The 23,392-nt window shown below is 35.5% G+C and carries 22 protein-coding genes; 17 read left to right on the top strand and 5 right to left on the bottom strand.

Features of this window, described 5'->3' with window-relative positions; genetic code table 11:
• Nucleotides 1–110 precede the first annotated feature (110 nt).
• From K412_RS0104380 to K412_RS0104335, 10 genes are all read left to right on the top strand, one after another.
• Nucleotides 111–1,847, top strand: coding sequence for an ABC transporter ATP-binding protein (locus K412_RS0104380; protein WP_024831993.1), 1,737 nt, complete (start codon nucleotides 111–113; stop codon nucleotides 1,845–1,847).
• A gap of 117 nt (nucleotides 1,848–1,964) precedes the next feature.
• Entirely contained in the window at nucleotides 1,965–2,099 is a 135-nt protein-coding gene (locus K412_RS21645) for a CLI_3235 family bacteriocin precursor (protein WP_081741723.1), read from the top strand.
• Between the two features lie 61 nt (nucleotides 2,100–2,160).
• Complete coding sequence (ccpM, locus tag K412_RS0104370; RefSeq protein WP_024831992.1) at nucleotides 2,161–3,612, top strand: Cys-rich peptide radical SAM maturase CcpM; 1,452 nt, start codon at nucleotides 2,161–2,163, stop codon at nucleotides 3,610–3,612.
• A 19-nt stretch (nucleotides 3,613–3,631) separates the two neighbouring features.
• A complete protein-coding gene (locus tag K412_RS0104365) occupies nucleotides 3,632–4,759 on the top strand; it encodes a TIGR04066 family peptide maturation system protein (RefSeq protein ID WP_024831991.1) in 1,128 nt (375 codons plus the stop codon).
• A gap of 14 nt (nucleotides 4,760–4,773) precedes the next feature.
• Nucleotides 4,774–5,061 carry a peptide maturation system acyl carrier-related protein gene (locus K412_RS0104360; RefSeq protein WP_024831990.1) on the top strand — a complete coding sequence of 96 codons (288 nt, stop codon included), beginning with the start codon at nucleotides 4,774–4,776 and terminating at the stop codon, nucleotides 5,059–5,061.
• Nucleotides 5,062–5,274: 213 nt separating this feature from the next.
• Nucleotides 5,275–6,021: an AzlC family ABC transporter permease gene (locus K412_RS0104355; RefSeq protein WP_024831989.1), complete on the top strand. Its 747-nt coding sequence runs from the start codon at nucleotides 5,275–5,277 to the stop codon at nucleotides 6,019–6,021.
• A complete protein-coding gene (locus tag K412_RS0104350) occupies nucleotides 6,014–6,325 on the top strand; it encodes an AzlD domain-containing protein (protein ID WP_024831988.1) in 312 nt (103 codons plus the stop codon). Before K412_RS0104355 ends, K412_RS0104350 begins: the two co-directional genes overlap by 8 nt.
• Before the next feature lie 69 nt (nucleotides 6,326–6,394).
• Nucleotides 6,395–7,891, top strand: coding sequence for a glycerol kinase GlpK (gene glpK, locus K412_RS0104345; RefSeq protein ID WP_024831987.1), 1,497 nt, complete (start codon nucleotides 6,395–6,397; stop codon nucleotides 7,889–7,891).
• Between the two features lie 9 nt (nucleotides 7,892–7,900).
• Complete coding sequence (locus K412_RS0104340) at nucleotides 7,901–9,199, top strand: glutamate-5-semialdehyde dehydrogenase (RefSeq protein ID WP_024831986.1); 1,299 nt, start codon at nucleotides 7,901–7,903, stop codon at nucleotides 9,197–9,199.
• Nucleotides 9,200–9,217: 18 nt separating this feature from the next.
• Nucleotides 9,218–9,598: a RidA family protein gene (locus K412_RS0104335; RefSeq protein WP_024831985.1), complete on the top strand. Its 381-nt coding sequence runs from the start codon at nucleotides 9,218–9,220 to the stop codon at nucleotides 9,596–9,598.
• A gap of 74 nt (nucleotides 9,599–9,672) precedes the next feature.
• Here K412_RS0104335 and K412_RS0104330 read toward each other — a convergent pair whose 3' ends face one another.
• The 3 genes from K412_RS0104330 to K412_RS0104320 all read right to left on the bottom strand — a co-directional run bounded on the left by K412_RS0104330 (nucleotide 9,673) and on the right by K412_RS0104320 (nucleotide 14,450).
• Nucleotides 9,673–12,135, bottom strand: coding sequence for a hypothetical protein (locus tag K412_RS0104330; RefSeq protein ID WP_024831984.1), 2,463 nt, complete (start codon nucleotides 12,133–12,135; stop codon nucleotides 9,673–9,675).
• Nucleotides 12,136–12,286: 151 nt separating this feature from the next.
• Nucleotides 12,287–13,372, bottom strand: coding sequence for an aspartate-semialdehyde dehydrogenase (gene asd, locus K412_RS0104325; protein WP_024831983.1), 1,086 nt, complete (start codon nucleotides 13,370–13,372; stop codon nucleotides 12,287–12,289).
• Nucleotides 13,373–13,535: 163 nt separating this feature from the next.
• Nucleotides 13,536–14,450 (bottom strand): L,D-transpeptidase family protein, encoded by a 915-nt coding sequence (locus tag K412_RS0104320; RefSeq protein ID WP_024831982.1) that lies wholly within the window; start codon nucleotides 14,448–14,450, stop codon nucleotides 13,536–13,538.
• Between the two features lie 349 nt (nucleotides 14,451–14,799).
• Here K412_RS0104320 and K412_RS0104315 point away from each other — a divergent pair, with 349 nt between their 5' ends.
• The 6 genes from K412_RS0104315 to K412_RS0104290 all read left to right on the top strand — a co-directional run bounded on the left by K412_RS0104315 (nucleotide 14,800) and on the right by K412_RS0104290 (nucleotide 20,098).
• Nucleotides 14,800–15,606, top strand: coding sequence for an ABC transporter substrate-binding protein (locus tag K412_RS0104315; RefSeq protein WP_024831981.1), 807 nt, complete (start codon nucleotides 14,800–14,802; stop codon nucleotides 15,604–15,606).
• Nucleotides 15,607–15,703: 97 nt separating this feature from the next.
• Nucleotides 15,704–16,369 (top strand): amino acid ABC transporter permease, encoded by a 666-nt coding sequence (locus K412_RS0104310; RefSeq protein WP_024831980.1) that lies wholly within the window; start codon nucleotides 15,704–15,706, stop codon nucleotides 16,367–16,369.
• Complete coding sequence (locus K412_RS0104305) at nucleotides 16,362–17,084, top strand: amino acid ABC transporter ATP-binding protein (RefSeq protein ID WP_024831979.1); 723 nt, start codon at nucleotides 16,362–16,364, stop codon at nucleotides 17,082–17,084. The genes K412_RS0104310 and K412_RS0104305 overlap by 8 nt, the downstream gene beginning before the upstream one ends.
• A 39-nt stretch (nucleotides 17,085–17,123) precedes the next feature.
• Nucleotides 17,124–18,263, top strand: coding sequence for a beta-aspartyl-peptidase (gene iadA / locus K412_RS0104300; protein WP_024831978.1), 1,140 nt, complete (start codon nucleotides 17,124–17,126; stop codon nucleotides 18,261–18,263).
• Nucleotides 18,264–18,343: 80 nt separating this feature from the next.
• Nucleotides 18,344–19,666 carry a M48 family metallopeptidase gene (locus K412_RS0104295; protein WP_024831977.1) on the top strand — a complete coding sequence of 441 codons (1,323 nt, stop codon included), beginning with the start codon at nucleotides 18,344–18,346 and terminating at the stop codon, nucleotides 19,664–19,666.
• Between the two features lie 57 nt (nucleotides 19,667–19,723).
• Entirely contained in the window at nucleotides 19,724–20,098 is a 375-nt protein-coding gene (locus tag K412_RS0104290; RefSeq protein WP_024831976.1) for a hypothetical protein, read from the top strand.
• A gap of 313 nt (nucleotides 20,099–20,411) precedes the next feature.
• Here K412_RS0104290 and K412_RS0104285 read toward each other — a convergent pair whose 3' ends face one another.
• Both K412_RS0104285 and K412_RS0104280 read right to left on the bottom strand, forming a co-directional pair.
• Complete coding sequence (locus tag K412_RS0104285; protein WP_024831975.1) at nucleotides 20,412–21,683, bottom strand: sensor histidine kinase; 1,272 nt, start codon at nucleotides 21,681–21,683, stop codon at nucleotides 20,412–20,414.
• Entirely contained in the window at nucleotides 21,684–22,409 is a 726-nt protein-coding gene (locus K412_RS0104280; RefSeq protein WP_024831974.1) for a LytR/AlgR family response regulator transcription factor, read from the bottom strand.
• 423 nt (nucleotides 22,410–22,832) lie between these two features.
• On the opposite strand from K412_RS0104280, the gene K412_RS0104275 reads away from it, so the two are divergent.
• Nucleotides 22,833–23,387, top strand: a complete 555-nt coding sequence (locus K412_RS0104275; RefSeq protein ID WP_024831973.1) for a LemA family protein — start codon at nucleotides 22,833–22,835, stop codon at nucleotides 23,385–23,387.
• The last annotated feature ends 5 nt before the right edge of the window (nucleotides 23,388–23,392 follow it).

Here is a 23,392-nt window from a genome sequence, read left to right as displayed (position 1 = left end):
AATTTTACTTTAATAATTTTAATTGACAAATTTTGGATATAGTTATACTATAGATTATAGGAAGAATATTACAAAATATAAAAATACAGTAATTTATTCATGAGGTTAAAATGTTATTTACTAAAGATACCAATATTATACTAAAGAGAATTTTGAAACTCTTAAGGCCTTATATTAAAAAAATCAGTATTATTTTTGTATGTATTATTTCTTCTGCCGGTATCAATATGCTTTTTCCGCTCCTTAGCAAGGAGGTTATGGATAATGGTCTACTTAAAAGTAATTTTGGAATTGTAGTTAAATTTTCTCTTCTTACTTTTGCTTTGGTTTTAATTGATCAAGCAATTGGGTTACTTGAAACAAAATATTATTCTTATTTAAATTCTATGTTCCAGTATTCATTACAAAAGAAAGCGTTTAAACATCTTTTGAAGCTAAAACTGCAATACTTTAATAGTACAAATTTTTCTGAAATTATGAGTAACATTGGAATGGATGTTGGAAATATATCAAGAATATGCGATAAGGGTACTTTTATTATAATATCCCAGGTATTCAGAATTATCGGAGGTCTGGTGGGGCTTTTGATGATTGACTGGAAACTAACTATAGTAGTAATTTTGGTAGCTCCTTTTAGATTTTTTACCGTAAAATTTCTTGCAAAAAAGAGAGAATCTATGTTTAAGGAGTATCTGGAGTATAACAGGGAATATTCATCTTGGTACGGAGATACCATAACCGGTATTAAAGAAATTAAACTATTAGGGATTGACAGGGTAAAAATAGGTGAATTTATAAAAAAGCAAAAAAGTATTGTTAAAATGAATATAAAATTAGCTTTTTTAGATAAGTTCAATGAGTACTCTGAGAGTATAGTGTTTCAGGGAATTAATTGTGTTTTATACATACTTGGAGCATATATTGTTTTCCGAAATGGCGTTAGCATTGGAGGATTGTTTGCTTTTTTAACATATAGTGCTTATGTTATTGCTCCAATATCAGCAATATTGAATATTGGATATAATTTTTCTAATATAATTCCTTCTGCAAAAAGATTTTTTGAATTTATTGATATGGAAACAGAAACAGAGGGAAAGACTAACAACCTTGTAAGATTGGATGCAAGCAAAGTTAAAGGTAAGATAAAGTTTAATAATGTTAGCTTTTCATATAGAGAAGATGAGCAAATTTTAAATAATATTAATCTTGAAATAAATCCGGGAGAAAAAATTGCCATTATAGGGGCAAACGGCTCAGGAAAGAGCACATTTATTAATCTGCTGTTGAGATTTTATAAGCCTGACAATGGAAAAATTGAATTAGATGGAACAGATATAAGCAGTATTAACCTAAAGGATTATAGAAGTTTGATATCAGTAGTAAATCAGGATTTGTATCTTTTTGACACATCAATTGAAGAAAATATATGTATAGGCTTAAAAAAAGATGAATCACTGCTAAAAAAGGCTGCAAAGCGAAGTGGTGCATATGAGTTCATAAAGGACATGCCCTTAAAGTACAAAAGTGAGGTAGGCAGAAACGGTTCAAAGCTATCAGGTGGTCAAAGGCAGAAAATAGCCGTAGCAAGAGCATTTGCCAGAGAAGCAAAAATACTTGTTCTTGATGAGGCCACGGCAAATTATGATGCTGAATCGGAGGTTTATTTGAACCAGCTTTTGATGCAGGATTTTGATGACAAAACAGTTTTAATAATAAGCCACAAGCCTGATATTTTGACCAAAGTGGACAGAATTTTATTGGTCGATAACGGAAGTATACACCAATTCCAAAGCTATAAAGATTTTGAGAACGGATTCAAAGAGTATAGAGATTTTCTAGCTATGTAAGGAATGTACTAAATTAAATTTAAACTCACAAGGTTTATCCGCGGTAAAACTTAATGAGTTTAAATAAAGTAAAGCCTTGTTTAATAAGTTAGTATACATGAAAGCGAGGTGAAAAAAATGAAAAAGTTAGGTAAAAAACTACATAGCTATAAGGGAACTATAGAGGCATATGCTGGCTGTGATTGGTATGGCCCAACATGTGACCATACAACTGGAGGGTATGTGTATGATTATCTGAATAAGAGTAGGTAATCATAAAAAAATAACCGGAATATAGTCTTTATTCCGGTTATTTTTAATTAATAAGGAGGATGTGATAGTTTTGAATTCTTTCATACATCTGTTTAAAACCCCAGGAGGCCATTATTTGTATGACGTAAATAAAAATGTGATTCTTGACTTATCTGAAGAAGAATATAAGCTGCTTAATTATATAAATAGTGATGATACCGGTAATTGTACTATGGAGTTTAACGCACAAGCTAAAGAGTCAATAGATAATTTGCGTGATTTAGGTTTCTTATCAGAAAAAAGACCAAAGGAAATGTATCATCCTTTAAATGATACTATTTTAAGTCACCTTAATAATAAAGTTAATATGATTACATTGCAGATAACAAAGCAATGTAATCTCAGGTGTAAATATTGTATTTATTCAGGAGATTATGAAAATAGGGTTCATTCAAATGAGAAAATGACTCTTGAAACGGCCCAAAAGGCAATAGATTTTTATATTGATCATTCAAGAGATAATGATAAAGGCTTGTTGGCATTCTATGGGGGTGAGCCACTCCTTGAATTTGAATTCATAAAAAATTGTGTTGAGTATTTCGAAGAAAAAGCAGAAGGCAAATATATTCACTTTTCAGTGACAACAAATGCCACCCTTTTGACTGAAGAAATTGTAGAATATTTTCAAAAGCATAATGTACATTTGCTAATAAGTCTTGATGGTTCTTCTGAGATACATAACAAAAATAGGGTATATAGAGATGATAAAGGGACTTTTGAAAAAGTAATGGAAAATCTTGAAATGGTTAAAACTAAATTTCCTGATTTTTTAAGTAGTAATATTACTTTCAATGCTGTGTTAGATCCTCGGAATGAGTTTAGCTGTGTAAATAATTTTTTTACTGATTTTGAATTAGCAAAAGAAGCAAGCGTTATGGCATCAGAAATATCCAATTTATACAGAAAAGATACTGTAAAAGCATCTGAAAACTATATTTCCGAAATTGAATATGAAATTTTTAAGATATTTTTATCAAATCTTGGACATCTAGATGAAAAATATACATCTAAACTACTGTCAAAGGAATATGTGGAAAGGAAAGTTAGATACAGTCGATTGAAAATGAGAGATGAGATACCTGACAGATTTCATCATGGAGGACCATGCGTAGCTGGTGTTCAAAGACTTTTCACAGATGTTGACGGTAATTTTTACCCCTGTGAAAGGGTTAGTGAATCTTCACCACATATGAAAATAGGAAATATAAATGATGGTTTTGATGTTGATAAAATAAAAACTCTTCTAAATATAGGAAAATTAAGTGAAGATAAGTGTATAAACTGTTGGGCACTTATGTTTTGCAATTTATGTGCATCAGCAGCAGATGATATAGATGAATTGTCAGCAGAAAAGAAGGTTTCAAGATGCAGTAGTGTAATAGACACAGCTGATAGTATGTTAAAGGATATTTGTACTTTAAGGGAATTTGGAGCTGAATTAGTAAAAGCAGATATGTCAGAGCGGAAACTGTAATAATGGAGGGAAAGTTAACATGGGGAAAAATGAGAGACTTTTGATTTATCCATACAATATGGAGGTTACTCCGATAATAAGGCATAGGTCTTTACTTATGGGATATGAAATATCATGTCTTGTATCTCCCAATGGATGGGGATTTACAGGAAAGGATGCTGGCATTGCAGATAGAGGATCGGATATAGGTATCTCGGTATCCGGGGATTTTGAAAAATCACTGGACTTATGTGATACTGTAATGTTTGTTGAATCACATCTACCTTTTGATTTTGAAAAATATATATTTAGTAAGATTAAATTAGCAGTGAAATCCAAAAAAAATATAATATGCTCGTTAAAGTTGGATAAAGAGGTTATTGAAGAAATATCGTCTATGTGTAATTGCGAGGGAGTGTATTTTAAGTATTTTGATGAAAATCAGAATGTTTTGCCTGAGGGGATAGTTGCTGAAAACGAAAATATTGAAGAAATAGATACGCCTATTATTTTGACGGTTGGAGTAGCTGAAAGAACAAATAAATTTGAAATCCAGCTTGCATTAAGGGAAAAAATACAGAAATTAGGATATAAAGTAAGTCAGATAGGTACTAGGTCATACTGTGAAATGATGGGGTTCCATTCCTTTCCTTCATTCATGTATGGAAATGCATTTTCTGATGTCAATAAAGTGGTGATGTTCAATAGATTTATCAAGAAAATTGAAAATACAGAAGAGCCCGATGTTATAATAATTGGGGTACCCGGGGGTATAATGCCATTTAACAGAAAGATTACCAACAAATTTGGATTGCTAGCTTTCGAAATTTCGCAGGCGGTGCTTCCGGATGTTGTAATAGCAAGCTTATTGTATGAAGAATGTAAGCCTGAGGGACTTGAAGAGTATTCAAATTTGTTTAAATATAAGTTTGGATTTGAGGTTGATTTTTTCAACATTGCAAACATGCAATTTGATTGGCTAAAAGCAAATGAGGAATATGTGAAATCTTATATTTCATTAGATTGTAAGTTTATTGATGAGAAGAAAGTTAAATATAATGGTAATAAAATACCTGTACTTAATATATTAAATGAAAATGATTCCAACTATATGGTAGACAAAACTATTGATAGACTTATTGAGTACGGTAATGTAGAGATAGTATAAAGGAGAAACTTACGATGGACAAGTTACTAGTAGATAATATAAAAGAAGAGCTTATTAAAATTTTCAAAAAAAGATTTGATATTGATTTTACAAAATGGGACAAGGATTATTATAATAAAAACCTTTTAGGAGATGAGATACGTCTGCACGCAAGGGATTTACTATACATTTACTTTGATGTAAAGAGCCAATTCAACATTACAATTCCTCAAGAAGAGATTGCCAACGGGAAATTTGCAACCTTTGGTGGTATACTTGAAGTTATCCAAAATCAAATGAAGGAGAATGAAATAGCACTATAGGAATTTGAATATAGATATATTGAAAAGACTTCTATGCGTAGAACTTGAGAGGAGTGACACGTGGAAGTCTTTTATGCATATAAAACTACTTTTTATATAATCAAATTTACCACTTGATAAAAATAGGGTATCTTAATCGAGTTAACACCCCTTTTCTATGTTATAATACTACTTGTTGTTAATTTACAAGAAAATGAAAAAAGGATATAAGAAATGTTAACTAAGCAAGAGAAAGTATTACATAGCAAACACAGCGCATTACATGATTTTATTGACGGTTCAAAACAAAGCCTTCCTATAGCTTTGGGTTATTTTCCCGTATCCTTTACATTCGGGCTTATGGCTGTAAAGGGGGGAATACCTGTTTGGATAGTCATATTAATATCAATGACAAACCTAACTTCGGCGGGACAGTTTGCAGGCACAAACCTGATTATCGCAGGAGCAGGCCTGGCCGAAATTACCATTACAACCTTTGTCATAAATATAAGATATATGCTTATGTCCCTGTCACTATCCCAGAAAATAGTTGAGGGAATACCTGGATATAAGCGTTGGATAATGTCCTTCGGAATAACCGATGAAACCTTTACAGTAGCTGCCATGCAAAAAAAGGACATCACATTTTCCTATATGACAGGACTTGAAGTACTACCCTATATCGGGTGGGCGGCAGGTACTGCAGCGGGTGCTATAGTGTGTACCATACTGCCCGAATCTTTACAAAATTCAATGGGTATTGCTTTATATGCAATGTTTATTGCGCTTGTAATCCCGGCAGCAAAGAAATCAAAAGCTGCTCTGATTGTGGCAGGTTGTGCTATATTTATAAGCTCTCTAATAAAATGGGTACCTGTCTTTTCAGCTGTATCAGGTGGATGGAGAATAATTATAGCCACATTTATTGCATGTACAATAGGTGCAAAGCTTTTTCCAATGGAGGATACGGCAAATGAATAATACTTTGATTGCAGTACTTCTTATGGCATTGGTTACATATTTTCCACGGGTTCTTCCCATGGCTGTTATAAAAAATAAAATAAAATCTAGGTTTATAACTGCATTTCTTGGATATGTGCCTTATGCAGTTCTTGGAGCTATGATATTTCCTGATATACTTACATCTACAGGACATCTTTTATCAGCTCTAATAGGACTTGGTATTGCAGTTATATTGGCTTACTTTGAAAAAAGCTTGCTAAAAGTAGCTGTGTGTGCAATTGCTGTTGCTTATATTTGTGAGATGATAATTTCCAGAGTGTAGTAATATGTTATAATATTGATAACGAAAATGAAAGTAGAGCGACTTTGTGATTACAAAGGGGACGGATTTATGCACAAGAGATTTATTTTATCACTTGATCAGGGAACTACCAGTTCCAGAGCAGTAATATTCGACAGCTTGAACGGCAATATAGCTGGAATAAAGAGCGTACCTTTGCAACAGTTTTATCCTCAGCCTGGATGGGTTGAACATGATGCTGAAGATATTTTTAGAGACCAGATGGCTGCTATAACCGGAGCAATAAAAATGGCAGGCATAAGCATTGACTCAATTGCCTGCATCGGTATCACAAACCAGAGAGAGACTGTAGTTGTATGGGACAAAAACACAGGAAAACCCGTACATAGAGCCATTGTTTGGCAGTGCAGAAGAAGTTCCGAAATATGCGACAGTTTAAAGATGGCTGGATTGAGAGATAAAATAAAGTGTAAAACAGGGTTGGTAATAGATGCATATTTTTCTGGAACCAAAATCAAATGGATTCTGGATAATGTTAAGGGAGCAAAGGAAAGAGCTCAAAGGGGAGAGTTACTTGCCGGGACCATAGATTCATGGCTCATATGGAATTTGACTGGAGGTCGGAAGCACATCACCGATTATTCAAATGCCTCCAGAACCATGCTATATAATATAAATGATTTAAAATGGGATGAAGAACTGCTGGAAGAACTGGGAATACCGGCTTGTATGTTGCCGGAGGTAGTTCCATCATCAGGAGTATGTGCATATTCCAACGAAAAAATTCTGGGCGCCCAAATACCCATTTCCGGAATAGCCGGGGACCAGCATGCCTCTCTTTTCGGACAAGCCTGCTTTAAACAGGGTGATGCAAAAAATACATATGGTACAGGCTGTTTCATTCTGATGAATACTGGAAAGAGGCTTGTAGCTTCAAAAAATAACCTTCTCACTACAATTGCATGGGGTATAGATAATCAGGTTGAGTATGCACTTGAAGGTAGTGTATTCAATGCCGGAGCAGCTATTCAATGGCTAAGAGATGAACTTGGCATAATAAAAACTGCAAATGAAAGTGATATAGAGGCAAAAAAAGTTCCTGACACCGGAGGGGTGTACGTTGTTCCTGCATTTACGGGATTAGGGGCACCGTACTGGGATATGTATGCACGGGGTACGATTCTTGGGATAACCCGAGGTACGAACAGGAGGCATATAATTAGAGCCACTCTTGAATCTATAGCATATCAAAGCCGGGATGTACTAGAAGCTATGGAACTGGATTCGGGGATAGAGCTAAATGCACTCAAAGTTGACGGAGGTGCAAGTGCAAGCGACTTTCTTATGCAGTTTCAGGCAGATATACTGAATATACCTGTTCAAAGGCCTGTAATAAGGGAAACAACAGCTTTAGGCTCTGCATTTTTGGCGGGATATGGTATTGGTATATGGACTTCCAAGGAAGAGATAGAAAAAGCGTGGAAGCTTGACAAGACATACATGCCAATAGAAAACATAGAATACTTTAACAGTTTATATAAGAAATGGAAGATAGCGGTTGAAAAATCAATGAAATGGGATATATAGGAGGTAAGAATGGACATAAGACAATTATGTGAAAATGCCGGTAATGCATCTGTAAAAATGGCGGAACTTAGCGGAGAAGTTAAGAACAATGCACTTTCGAAAATAGCTGATGCACTACTTGCAAACAGTAAAAGAATTATAGAGGCAAATCAGCATGACCTTTTAAGAAGCGAAAAGGAGAATTTGGCTTCACCGCTTCTTAAAAGGCTTAAATTTGATGAAAAGAAATTAAACGATGTAGTTGAAGGAATTAAAAGTCTCAAGGCTCTTGAAGAACCGGTAGGTAAAACCATAATTTCAAATATGCTGGACGATGGCCTTGAGCTGTTCAAAGTAACCTGCCCAATAGGGGTTATAGGTATTATATTTGAATCAAGGCCAGATGCACTTGTGCAGATATCAACTCTTTGTCTTAAAAGCGGAAACTGTGTACTTCTTAAAGGCGGTTCTGAGGCAAAAGAAACAAATCAGGTTCTGACAGAAGTTATAGAAGAAGCTACCGTAGCAGCCGGACTTCCTAAAGGATGGATAAGCCTTCTGGAGAGTAGGGACGATGTTAATGAAATGCTGAAAATGGACGAATATATTGACCTGCTAATTCCAAGAGGATCAAACGAGTTTGTTCGTTATATAATGGATAATTCAAGAATACCCGTAATGGGCCATGCAGATGGTATTTGCCATGTATATGTGGACTCTGGTGCAGACTTGGAAATGGCAAAGAAAATCACAGTAGATTCAAAAACTCAGTATGTTGCAGTGTGCAATGCAACAGAAACTCTTTTGGTTGACAGGGCAGTGGCAAAGGAGTTTCTACCGGCATTAAAGGCTGAATTTGATAAAAAGAATGTTGAAATATTCGGAGATGAAGAAACAGTCAAAATCATTGAAGTTAAGCCTGCCAGCGACCAAGACTGGGCGACAGAGTATCTAGATTATATTATATCAATAAAGATAGTTTCCGGTGTGGATGAAGCTATAAAACATATCAATACTTATGGCTCAGGACATACTGATAGCATAGTTACAAAGGATAAAACGACAGCAATTAAATTTATGAATCTTGTTGATTCTGGAAATGTTTTTTGGAATGCATCCACAAGGTTTAGCGATGGCTTTAAATATGGTTTTGGTGCCGAGGTAGGAATTAGCACAAGTAAACTTCATGCCAGGGGCCCTGTAGGTTTGGACGGTTTGTTAAGCTATAAATACATGCTGATTGGAAACGGACAGATTGTGGATGATTATGCTACAAACAAAAAGCAATTCAAACATGTAAGAATAAATAAACAGATTGAAGATATATAAAAATAAGGAGTGAATAAGATGAATTTGGAGATTGTTTCAACTGATAAGGCACCTGCCGCAATAGGCCCGTATTCACAAGCTGTTAAATGCGGAAACGTTATATACACCTCAGGAGCAATTCCTGTAGATCCGGTTAGCGGAAATGTTGTTGCTGGAGGAGCTGCTCAACAGGCAGAACAAGCAATTAAAAATCTTGCAGAAGTTCTGAAAGGAGCCGGTGCAGGTTTAGAGAATGTAGTAAAAACTACTGTTTTCATAAAAGATATGAATGATTTTGCAGTAATAAACGAAGTATATAAAAAGTTCTTTATGGACAATTATCCTGCAAGGTCATGCGTAGAGGTTGCAAGACTTCCAAAGGACGTATTAATAGAGATAGAATGTATTGCGGCATTATAGATGAGGATTAAGGAATAAAAAGTACCAAGGGTTGCTGCAGTTTTGCAACAACCCTTCTTTAGTTTATAAACTTATTAAAAATCTCTGTAGAAAATCAAATTTGCTTCCATATCCTCGTCTATTGGGCCATTCTTAAATAATTTAGCATACTTGTTTGTAAGTGATTTTGCCATTTTGGCTCTTGTGGTATTCATCTGTATACACAAGTCTGTAAATGCAGGCTGTTTTGCAAGATTTGCCCTTTGCTCTTTTGGGAGAGGACAATACCTGAACAAAATAGATCTTGCTATTTTATTGAGCCTGAGGATACCCTTTGATTCATAATTTATCCAGACATCATAATCACTTGTGAAAATATCCTTCATCATGTTCCTGTTTTTCTGAATTTGCACCTTTATTTTTTCCTTAGCTTCTTCGGAAAGATCATGGTTTTTCTTATAGAACTGAATATAGTCTGTGTACTCAGAAGTTAATGATTTTTCAGTTATATCGTTCCATGCCACCCCCATCATAGTTCTGCACAGTTCCCATCTGAATGTACCAATAAGTTTCAGAACCATATCATATATGTTTTCATCGGTAAAGGCAGGGAATATAAATCTGCCGGGGGTATTTCTACTTCTTCCTGTTATCTCCTGCCACATGGACGCACGGGAACCGAAGGTAGGCACTATTATAATGTCAGGAAGGATTTCTTTCATTATTGGTTCTTTTTCTATATTCTTCTGTTCATTTTTATACCAGATTTCTCTGTAGAATACTGAAAAATCTGTTTCAAGGATATTCATAATAGCATCTGTAATCTTAAGAGGAGTCACAACAGATTTCTCCAAGTCACGAGTTATTATATCCTTGTGCAAAATAGGAAAGTAGCTGCTCATGTGACCATGGCACACTTTCTGATTGGTTTTTAACATGTTGTTTATTTCAAAGCTTACCTTGGCATTAAAGTCTTTTTCATATGCAGGCCTATCAAGGTCTGTAACAATTTTTCTCTTCTTCATATCTCTGAAAACATCGTAGTAATCCTGTCCGAAGTCATTGATAGAAGGTTCCTTGCGGTTATTGTAAATTTCCTGAAGCCATTTAACAGAACTATATATAGTAAATTGGGTTTTTGGATATTCCTTATCACATAGTCTGTATAAAGCTATGGCCTGTTCTTTTGTTACAAGACGTTCATCCATATAACCAAAATTTAAGAACATGCTTATAACTTTTGGATACTGGCCACTTTCCTGAGCTTTTTTGAAAGCAGTTTCATAAACAGTAAAGAAATCAGCTGTAAGTGAAGAACGAAGCTCTCTTGCTTCAGAATCACTGGAGGATTTGTCCTTCAAGGCTCTGAAATGACAGAGTCTCTTATTAAAGCTGTCTTTGAAATCCAAAGGAAAGCCGCATATTGTTAAAATCTTTTCAAGACTGTTTTCAAGTTCTTTTGGTAGCTCATTTCCTGAGTATGTGCCATCACTATTTTGAGGGATACTACTTATAGATACCTTGGCCTTAACTGTATTAACTAATTCACTAATATTTGAAACATTTATGGAGTTAAAACAGTCAAACTCATTCTGAAGCCTGCCAATACAATTTGCAATTATAGCAGCCGATTGTTCCATAATACTATAAAGAGTCAGTACTGCTTCTTTATCATCCTTTGAGTCTACTGCTATTTTTGCATAGGAAGACATAAGATTCACCGGGGCAGTATAGAGACAGCTTATGTTATTGTATAATTGAGACAGCTTACTCTTGATTTCACCCACTAGTGATTCCATAAGATCAGAACCCTTATTAATATGGTATTCGCAAATATAGTTTTCACTGTTAAAAAAGCCTTTTCTTTGATCAAGAGGTACATTAAGTAGCTTTGAAAAATACTCAAAACCTGCATCATCTATTTCGTTTTCGGTTTCTCCACAATTTTCACATATATATTTATTTGATAAAGAATCCGTATCAACTGGAAAGAAACGCATTCCATTATCTCTCGCTTCCTGATAGACATTTTTGTAGTCTTCCAGGTTCTCTATTTCAGGAGAGTATTTAAAGTAGTATTTATCCTTTATAGCCCAATAATATATGGATAGATTCTTTACCAATATATCTAGACTTCTGCATATGGGAAGAAGCTTCTGATAGGAATCATAGCTCAAGTCAATGAGTGTTGCCAGTGAAGAGACAATATATGTTGAATAGTCTTTTTGAGTATTCATGATATCTCTTATTCCATTTGCAGATGAAGCAGGAAAGCAGTAAAGATTACAAGATTGTTGAGATCTTAAACTAAAGGAATTCTTTCCGCTTTTCAAAATGTCATTAACACTTAGAAAAGTATTTTGCTCCAAGGTAAAAAGACGGCAGCTGTTATCGGCTGTATAGTTTTTATCATTTTGTACTGTATCAAATGGCGACAGTAAAACATCCAGCTTTCCCTGGAGCATTAAAATAACGGAGGATACTCTGTCACCTTCATAAATAATCATTTCATTCTGACCGGACAAATATTGTCCTGCGTAGTCTGATTTTATGGCCATTTTAATCTCCTTTACCTGTGCGAAAATTGAACATTAACATTTTTGTAAAAATTTGAACATAACAAAAAAAGCTAGGTTAATTACCTAGCTCATTTATCGGCACATTGTGCTAAATTATTTACTTAATTCTAAGAAAAATAGGTAATATTACTTATTTTGCATGAATATATCCTTGGGACTTTAGGTACTCTGCCATGAGTACACCACCGCCTGCAGCTCCTCGAACAGTATTATGTGAGAGACAAACAAATTTGTAATCATATAAGGTGTCTTCACGAAGTCTTCCCACAGTTATACCCATTCCGTTTTCAGCATCTCTGTCTAATTTGGTTTGAGGTCTGTTGTCTTCTTCAAAATATCTTATAAACTGCTTTGGTGCACTTGGTAAATCCAGTAGTTGAGGTTCACCTTTGAAGTTTTTCCATAACTCAAGTATCTCTTCTTTTGAAGGCTTGTTTTCAAAGGAAACAAATACTGCAGCTAGATGACCGTCAGTTACAGGTACTCTTATACACTGTGTAGTTATAAGGGGAGAGGAAGCCTTTACGATTTCTCCGTTTTCAACTTTACCCCAGATTTTCAAAGGTTCCTGTTCACTTTTTTCTTCTTCTCCGCCGATATAAGGTATTACATTGTCAATCATCTCAGGCCAGTCAGTGAAATTCTTTCCTGCACCGGATATTGCCTGGTAAGTAGTAGCAACTACATTTTTAATACCGTATTTCAATAATGGAGAAAGAGCAGGAACATAGCTTTGAATTGAGCAATTTGGCTTAACGGCAATGAACCCATATTTTGTTCCTAGTCTTTTTCTCTGAGCATCTATTGCCTTTACATGATCTGCATTGATTTCAGGTATAAGCATAGGAACGTCAGGAGTCCACCTGTGTGCTGAGTTATTGGAAACTACAGGGGTTTCATTTTTGGCATATTCTTCCTCTAGCTTCTTAATCTCATCTTTTTTCATATCAACTGCAGAGAAAACAAAATCTACTTCATCACATATTTCTTTAACTTGTTCTGTTGCATTTTTTATTACAATATTCTTAACGCTTTCAGGCATAGGCGTAGACATCTTCCATCTATTACCTACTGCTTCTTCGTATTTTTTTCCGGCAGATTTTTCACTAGCAGCAATGGAAACAACTTCAAACCATGGATGGTTTTCAAGAAGTGAAATAAATCTTTGTCCGACCATTCCAGTACCGCCGATTATACCAACTTTTAGCTTAGACATCCTTTATGCCTCCTATTCCTAGATTTCATATTATTGAAGGGATATTGAATGGAATTTTTTAGTTAAATAAAATTAGTAGAGTGTCCACCATTCAATGACATTTGTATTCGTACTGTGTATTTTAACACAATGACTTATAAAATTCAACAATAAAAAATTTTTACTAGACCTGCTGCTTGAATAGGGGCTGAGTTATACCCCAGTTCTTTAACTCGGTCTGAGAACCTACCCAGACAGGTGCTTTCATAGGAACAAGAGGATACAGTTCTTCTACACAGTAATTAGACATTCTTATACAGCCGTGTGATATGTATTTTCCAATTGAATAAAAGGAATTTGTGCCGTGTATTCCATAGGAACCGTCGGTTCTGTTTATTCCAAGCCATCTGCTTCCAAGTGGGTTTTCAGGAGTTCCTCCTTTTACGGGGGCTGCAAATCCTCCTCCACCCCAATCAGGGTTTATCAGTTTACTGGTTACAATAAATTTGCCGGACTTCGTAAGGGAAGCGGGGTTACCCACTGCAACGGCATACTTTTTTAAGACCTTTGTACCTTCATATAATGTCAGAACTCTTGTGGTTTTGTTTACGGTAATCCACTTTCCTTTAGTGGGGGTTTTTGTAACCTTGTCGAGATAAACAAACTTTTTACTGGACAATCTTTGTACAAGCATATTTTTCGTTGCTGTGTCATATGTACCGGTTACACTCATATTATGGTTGCTCTGAAATAGAAGAAGCGCATTTCTAATATTCAGGGTTTCATCACTTTTAGAGGCTTTTTTATAGTAGCCAAGCTGCTTAATGTATTTTAAATATGTACTAGCTGTAATATCTTTTTGTAACTGGGCAACTTTTTTCTGTAACTTTTCTGCTTCTTCTTTTTTCTTTTGAGCTTCCTGCTGCTTTTTTTGAGTATCCAGTGTTTTATCCAGTATGGCTGTATCAATTTTTACTGCTGACTGTGATACTCCGGGATACTGGTTTTTATCTTTTGCGTTTACTGCAACGCAAAGGGCTGTACTTTCAAATAGTATGGCAATAATTAGTGTACCAAGCAATAAAAGTTTTTTAACCATTATACAATCCACCTCTGATTTCTTATTATTACTATATTATAACTGGAAAAATATAGTATTGCATTAGTCATTATATTAATTTTACTGTCTAAATGAAAATTTCATTACTGTTACATTTTTGAGTAAAAGGCGAATATCACTAATAGGGGCTTTTTAAGTGTGTCTTGTTGATTATCAACAAGAAAATATTTCCCTTAACCGTACCAGTTGGGTTATTATAGGCAAAATGTAGAAAAATGACGCATTGTGACAAAATATTTATGCATCATATTGAATTTTTATACATAATAATTTATAATTGTACACATCGATGTTTTATTATGTAGAAAAATAATAGGGGGATTTCAAAATGAAGAAAGGATTATTAAAGAGGATATTCTGCTTGCTTATTGTTGCAACTATCGGAATATCCATTGCAGGCTGTGGTGGCGGAGAAACAATGAAGAGAATAGAAAAGACTGGTAAACTTGTTGTAGGTACAAGTGGAGATTATGCACCGTATGAATATCATATGATGGTAGATGGAAAGGATACTATAGTAGGAATTGATATTTCTATTGCTGAGGAGATTGCAAAAGATTTGGGAGTACAGATGGAAATTGTTGATACTGATTTCAACGGATTGTTATCAGCACTTAACACTAAAAAGGTGGATATTGTAATAGCAGGTATGAATCCTGACGAAAAGAGAAAAAAATCAGTTGATTTTTCAAAGATTTATTATGAAGCAAAGCAAGGTGTAATGGTAAGAGCTGAAGACAAGGACAAATATAAAACCATTGCAGATTTAAAGGATAAAAAAGTTGGTGCACAGTTGGGAACTACACAGGAGAAAATAGTAAAAGAACAGATTGAAGGTGCAAATCTTGTATCTTTAGGCAAGATTCCTGATTTGGTGATGGAATTGAAGAATAAAAAGATAGATGCACTGGTAGTTGAACTTCCGGTAGCAAACGGTTATGTTAAAAACAACAACGATTTAGCATTAACTGATATACCTGTAGAGGATGATACAGGAGGAGCTGCTGTAGCAGTTAAAAAAGGTAATTCCAACTTAGTTGAGCAGATAAACAAAACTCTTGACAGACTTATGAAAGACGGATTAATAGACAAATTTGTACAGGAAGCTAACGAAAAGAATGTAACAGCAGAATAATTGACATTATAATAAAGCCAAAGCAAAGGGGATGTCTACGGGCACCCCCTGTGTTTTGTTTTCGGATATTTATATAATTAGGTAGGGAGGAATTGGCTTGGATTTCAGTTTTTTAAGTGAATATTGGTACTATTTTGTAAGCGGTACCGTAAATACAATTGTAATTGCAATTCTTACCGTAATACTTGGTGTTATTATAGGTACTGGTATTGCATTGATGAAGATATCCCATAACAAGATTTTAAAGGCGGTTGCGTCATCCTATATTGAGTTTATAAGGGGAACACCCCTTCTCGTTCAGATTACGCTGTTTTTCTATCTGATTTCGCTGCCAAAACTTCGTATATTGGGACTGGATTTGGATAGATTTATACCTGGTGTTATTGCCATGTCAGTAAACAGTGGTGCATATGTGGCTGAAATAATTCGTGCAGGAATTCAGGCAGTGGACAAAGGTCAGATGGAAGCAGCAAGGTCTATTGGTTTTACACAGGGACAGGCAATGAGATATATTGTATTACCCCAGGCACTTAGAAACATACTTCCTGCTTTGGGAAATGAATTTGTTGTTGTAATAAAGGAATCTTCTGTACTGTCCGTTATTAGTATAAGCGAACTTATGAGAAACACAAATATTATACAGGGTGCAATTTACAGACCTTTTGAACCGTTAGCCGTTACGGCCGTTATTTATTTTATATTAACCTTCGGCCTTACTAGGCTTCTGGGGTATGCTGAAAGGAGGATGAGGACAAGTGATTAATGTAAAGAATCTACACAAAAAATTCGGCAGTCTTCATGTTTTGCAGGGTATAGATGTAACCATTGAAAAGGGCGAAGTAGTAGTTGTAATAGGTCCCAGTGGTTCAGGCAAGAGTACTTTTCTCAGATGTTTAAATTTATTGGAACAGCCCACTGACGGTGAAATAATTTTTGAGGGAATAAATATTACTGATAAGAATAATGATATAAACAAACAAAGGCAGAAAATGGGAATGGTTTTTCAAAATTTCAATCTTTTCCCACATTTATCTATAATTGACAATATAACTCTTGGACCCATAAAACTAAAAAATCAAACTCCTGAGCAAGCAAAAGAGAACGCTATGTCTCTTTTAAAGCGTATAGGATTGGAGGAAAAAGCAAATAACTATCCTGCACAGCTTTCAGGTGGACAGAAACAACGTATAGCAATTGTCCGTGCTCTTGCAATGTCACCGGATGTAATGCTTTTTGACGAGCCTACTTCAGCCCTTGACCCGGAAATGGTAGGGGAAGTTCTGGAGGTAATGAAAGAGTTGGCATCAGATGGAATGACAATGGTGGTTGTTACACATGAAATGGGCTTTGCAAAAGAGGTTGGAACAAGAGTACTATTCATGGATGGGGGCAAAATCAAAGAAGATGCTCCACCCGATGAAATATTCACAAATCCTAAAGATGACAGAACAAAGGAATTTTTAAGTAAGATACTATAGGTAATAAATGTAATTTCTTATAAGGCATTGGAGGCAGGTATGTTCAAGCTGTTAAAGGATGCAACAGTATATTCGCCAGAATATCTGGGGAAAAAAGACATATTGTTTTGCTTTGACAAAGTGGCTTTAATTGAAAACAATATAGACCCTACAGGGTATAAAGGTGTTGAAATAGTCAACTGTGACGGTAAAATAGTGTTTCCGGGCTTTATAGACCTTCATGTTCATATTACCGGCGGCGGCGGTGAAGGTGGATTTACTACAAGAACTGAGGAAGCAAAGGCAGAAGACATTCTTAAGTACGGAATAACAACAGTTGTAGGAGTGCTTGGAGCAGACGGTGTCACAAGAAGTATGCCCAATCTTTATGCTAAAGCACGTCAACTGGAGCTAGAGGGCCTTTCTACCTATATATATACAGGCTCATATCAAGTCCCGGTTATAACTTTAACAGGAAGCATACAAAACGACATGGTTTTTGTTGATAAGGTTATCGGTGTAGGAGAGATTTGTCTTGCCGACAGCAGGGCATTTGAGCCGTCATTTGATGAAATAAGCAGAATTGCAGCCCAAACTAGAAACGGTGCCATTATTTCAGGAAAAGCCGGGCTGGTGCATTTTCATCTTGGGCAGGGGGAAAGTGCTATGGGGTACATGTTTAGGCTTTCCAATGAAACTTTAATACCAAAACAGCACATTCTCCCTACACATGTTAACCGTACCAAGGCACTTTTTAACAGGGCTTTAGAGTATTTAAAACAAGGTGGCAATATTGACTTGACAGCAGGCTTTATTCCATCAGATACAGACAAAGAATGTGTTGCTACCTATGATGCTTTAAAGACTATCATGGATAATAATCTTGATTTTACAGGGGTGACAATAAGCTCCGATGCCTACGGAAGCGTACCTACCTTTGACGAAAATGGAAACGTGGTTTCTTCTGAGACTGTATGCTGCAAGATACTTTTTGATGAAGTTCGTACTGCTATTAAGGACAGAGGAATTCCTGTGGAAATGGCAATAGGCACTATAACAAAAAATGCTGCCCAGCGTCTAAAGATTGATGATAAAAAGGGTACTCTTCAGGTAGGAAAAGACGCGGATTGTGTTATATGTGACAGCGGACTGAATGTAGTAAGTGTTATTGCCAAGGGAAAAATGTATAAATATAGCTGATTAATACATTAAATTGCGTGGTACAATCATATAATTAACAGGTGGACATATTCCTAATAGTTAATTGGAGGTTGAGTGCATTGACCAAGGATTTTAGCAAGGTAATAATAGTATTTATCAGCCTGTTTATAATATTTGTGGCAGCTGTGACAGTATCTGAAATAGTAAATTACAACCATATTATAAAAACATACCCTCAAAGCGGGCAAATAGCTGTGCCTGACACTGTTCGGGTAACAATGCCTACACAGGCGGCTTTTGATTTTCATAAAAGTAAGATAATCACATGGCTCATAAGACTTTTTCTCAGCTTTGCAGTTCCTGCTTTTTTTATATTTTCAAAACTGTCAATTCATATTAGAAACTGGGCGGCAGGGAGAGCACGCCGTTGGATTTCAATAATTATTCTCTATTTCATTGCGTATTCAGTTATTGAAACTCTGATTTATTTACCTTTGGATATATATACAGGCTTTTTTAGAATGCATCAATACGGTTTATCAAACCAAAATTTTTCTCAATGGATAATAGATACAATTAAAAATTTCATTGTAAATACAGTTTTAACCTGTGCAATTATATGGGTTCCGTTTTTAATAATCAAAAAGTCTCCCAAGCGCTGGTGGTTATACATAGCATTAATATCAATTCCATATTTATTTATAGTTTCGTATATACAACCTGTGGTAATTGACCCTATTTTCAATCAGTATAAACCAATTGAAGATAGCCATCTGTCTTTGAAAATTGAGGATTTGCTGAATAAAACATCAATAGGCGACTGTCAGGTTTATCAGGTGGACAAAAGTAAAGAAACAAACCAGATGAATGCCTATATGACAGGAGTGTTCAATACAAAGAGAATTGTTTTATGGGACACTACAATAAATTATCTGGACACAGATGAAATATTGGGGGTCACTGCTCATGAAATGGGGCACTACCTTATGGGGCATGTGTGGAAATCAATTGTTTTTGGAGGGATAGGGAGTATTGTTATCCTATATCTGATTTACAGAATGTTGGGGTATATCCTGAAAAAAACAAAAGGAAAGCTTGGTTTCAGCAAGGTTTCGGATATAGCAGCTTATCCTCTTATAATTCTTCTTATAAACCTGATGATGTTTTTTACAGCACCTATTACCAACGCATATTCTCGGAGCATGGAAACGGAGGCAGACCGCTTTGAACTTGAGCTCACAAAGAATAATTTTGCTACTGCAACAGCAACAGTAAAACTTCACCAGCAAAGCCTAACCATGCCTGAACCCGGTATTGTCTATATGCTTTGGACCTATGACCATCCTACCTTTAAATCCAGGGTAGACTTTGCAAATGAATATAGGCCTTGGGAAAAAGGGGAGCCGCTGAAATATCAGAAATTTATCAAAGAAGGAAAATAGTAGGTATTGGTAGAAATAATAAAAGGTTTTTGATTTTTACGTTTTGGAGGATAAATAATGGAGATTTTAAAGGGACTTGGTATTTTAAATTCATCTTTTTTGGTTCCGGTTATTGTAGTTATACTGGTCTTATTAATTATTGCAAAGGTGGCAAAAAAACTGCTGAAACTTGGCATACTTATTGCAGTTATAGCGATAGGAGCAGTAATCTATTTTAACCTTCCAAGCTTTACAGTAGATAACGGTACAGCTACATTGAAGCTTATGGGACAGGAACATACAATAAATGCTAAAACTGCAAAGGTTATTATCGAGGATAAGGATGGTAAGAAACAGACAGTGCTTGTTTCAGGTACAGAAAGGATTGTTCTTCCATTCAGTAAAGACTTTGCGGAAAAATTTATAATGGAAAAGCTTAAAAATAGTAAATAATTTGTACGTAGTCTTTCTAATAGAGGGGTTGTCGCAAAACAGAAATACTTACTGTTTTAACACTGATACTTCCGTATAAAATTATATCAATGTTTGCTTCCAAGATATTTGCAAGAGTTTGTAGCGGCTCATCTTAGGATATTTTACCGACAAACATCTGCAAATATCTTTAACCAAGCTTTTCATTGATAAATTTTTACTCACGTACAGGATGAATAAAGATAAGAATTAGTTTTGCAATAGCCCCTTTTTTCTTAAACCCACCGAAATTTCTTACTCTAACAATGATTTATTATATAAAAAGTACAATCACTTATGTTGTAGCCTGAAATATAAACCAGCCATCCTTAATAGAAAACTGGTATATCCCTCCATGTTTTTCCACAATATTAACCATGCTTTTTGTACCAAAACCATGTCCCTGTTCTTTTGATACAGGAAGACCATGGTGAAATATTGGTTCTTCTTGATAACTGTTACGAATGTCAATACACAGCTTATTATTTTTGGAATATACACGCAGCTTAATATAGCGTTGATTGCTGTTTGCTACTTTTTCACAGGCATGCAAAGCGTTTTCCAAAGCGTTTGACAATAGAGAGCATAGCTCGGTGTCGCTAAGAGTCAAGGAGTCAGGTAGTTTTGCATCTATAGTTAATAGAATTCCCGATTGTTTTGCTTTAGAGGCAAAAGAGGACAAAATCAGATTAACAGTTTCATTTTTACAAAAGCGCACGGGTGTGATGTTATTCAAGTCTGACTGGGCAGTCTGAAGATACTCTTGGATCTCCTCTATGCGTTCCTGGGAGGCCATCCCCTGTAAAAGAATGAAATGGTGGCGCATATCGTGCCGATAGGCTTCGGCATTTTGCTGCATTTGCCTCAGAGATGAAAATTCTGTTTGTGCCTGATGTAACTGCGTGTACAGCATATCGCGATCTCTTTGTATACTTGCTTGTTTTTGCGTTTCTGAGTAGTAAAGCAGCACAAACAAAAAATAAAATGCCGACATTATAAATGGCATGAATTGCACAACTACGTGGGAACCACTGAACATAAGATCGGTATGAACAGTGGAGACATAGTCAAACAGATAGTAAAATGCCGGGATGGTGCCAAACATCAGGCAGGATTTAACAGAACGCTCCATCATATGTCGAACAGACTCTACCACATATTTCTGCAAGAAATAGTACATCAAAAATACAGTTGCTACATAACTAGCATGATTTATTGTAGCACTATCAAAAAAGCCACCTACGAAACTGCCCATCCAGCGAGGAAACTGACAACACAGGAAAGAAGCAAACACGCTGGTTACTGAAAGAAGTAATGAGCACTTTAGGAATATAACAATAAAAACAGCTACTGGCAAATGTGAAAGGAGCGGATATATTTTTAAGGTGACGGCCATACCAAAAAGTTTCAAAGTTATAACTTGTATAATAAATAAAAAGGCGATAAAACACCCAAAAACCAGATAATTTTTCCGTGTACGATGCATTCCGACAAAACTAACTGCAACCGCCGCGCCGAACAGCAATGCGAAGAAATAGCGAGAGAATTCAATGACAGTTGCTATCATTTAATCATCCTCCATTTGATAAGCTAAATACTGCTGCTTAATTTCCCGCACCTTACTCTGTGCAATGGGGACAGATGAAAGGGTTTGCAAAGTTACCTGATTATTATTAATTGTATTTATATATTGCATATTTACAATATAGGAACGGTGTGTTTTAATAAAACATTTATACTTTAGCAACTTATCGCAGACTGCAGAGAAGGATTCAGTGCACTCAATCACCTTGCCAGACAAAAGATGATAGAATACATTTCTTCCAATTACCTCAGCAAAAACCAAATTTGAGATTAGTATTTTTTGAATTCCTTCATTACTCTTTACGATAATTGCATCATCATTTTCTTTCATCTTTACATGCTCCAGCATTTCATCAAAAGTGAAGAAAAGTTTTTCTTTTGATATGGGCTTCAATACGTAATTAATTGCCTTTACAGAATAGCTTTCCAAAGCAAACTCGGATGAAGACGTAAAGAATAAAATTGGTGCATTCTTATCAAATGAACGGATTTCGTTTGCAACATCAATGCCCGTATAGCCTGGCATGATGATATCCAAACAATATATATCAAACCGTTTTCCTTTTTCTAATGCAGAAACCAACTCAAATCCATTTGAAAAGGCAGCGTAATCTAAGTTTATATTTTTTGATAATCTGTATTGGTTTATAAGCTGTACCATATTGGACAGTTCGTCTATATTGTCATCACAGACCGCAATCTGTAGCATGGACATTCCTCCGTTTCTTCATACTCATTTTAACATAAAAATCACTTATTCGACACCGGATTTCATGCAGAAAAAGCTGTGCTTCATGCATTGGACGGTTTTTTGTGGGAATTTTTTTGTAGATTAAATATAACAGAATAGTTCAAATACCATCAACAGAAAAAGGAGGGTTAGATAAAAAAATTATTGGTGATTATTATGTCAATTGTTATGATACTGAGCCTTGCAGCTTGCGGAGAGGTAAATACAGTATAATGTTATTTTGGAAGCAATGCCTGATTTAATTGCCAAAGTTAGTAAACCTTATGTAAAATAATAATAGACATTTTATTCAAGTGAATACAATGTAAAGTGTAATTTTAACAAATAGCAAAAGCGAATGAGGGTATTCCGCATTTGCCTTTCAAAAAGGAGGAAAATGATATGATAATAGCTTTAATTGTAATCATCGCAATTGTTGCAGTAATTGCTCTATGGGTAATTTCTACCCAACGTAAACTGGTGGTACTTGATGAGAATATTAGCAATGCCATGAGTCAAATTGGAGTACAATTATCAAGCAGATTTGACGCTCTGACAGCCCTTTTGGATTTAACAAAAGGCTATGCCAAGCATGAAAGCGAAACACTGATTGAGACAATCAAATCCAGAAGAAGCATGATTACCGCAAAATCCACGCCAAATGATGTAGTCCGCCAGGAAGGAGTTATTTCCGAAACATTGGACAAGATTTCCATGGTAGCTGAGCAGTACCCTGAATTAAAGTCAAACCAAAATTATATTAAGACTATGGATGCAGTGGAAACTTTTGAAAACATGGTGCGTACTAGTCGCTTAATTTACAATGACAGTGTTACAAAGCTGAACCGAGAAATAAGAATGTTTCCGGTCTCCTTAATTGCTGAGAGGTTAGGTTTCTTTCAAAGAGAGTACCTTGAGGAACAGATGTCTAAGGCTGATATGCCAAACATGAAATGAGGTGC

The organism is Ruminiclostridium josui JCM 17888, from assembly GCF_000526495.1.
Taxonomy (GTDB): Bacteria; Bacillota; Clostridia; order Acetivibrionales; family DSM-1351; genus Ruminiclostridium; species Ruminiclostridium josui.
This window is presented reverse-complemented; position numbering and strand designations above follow the sequence as displayed.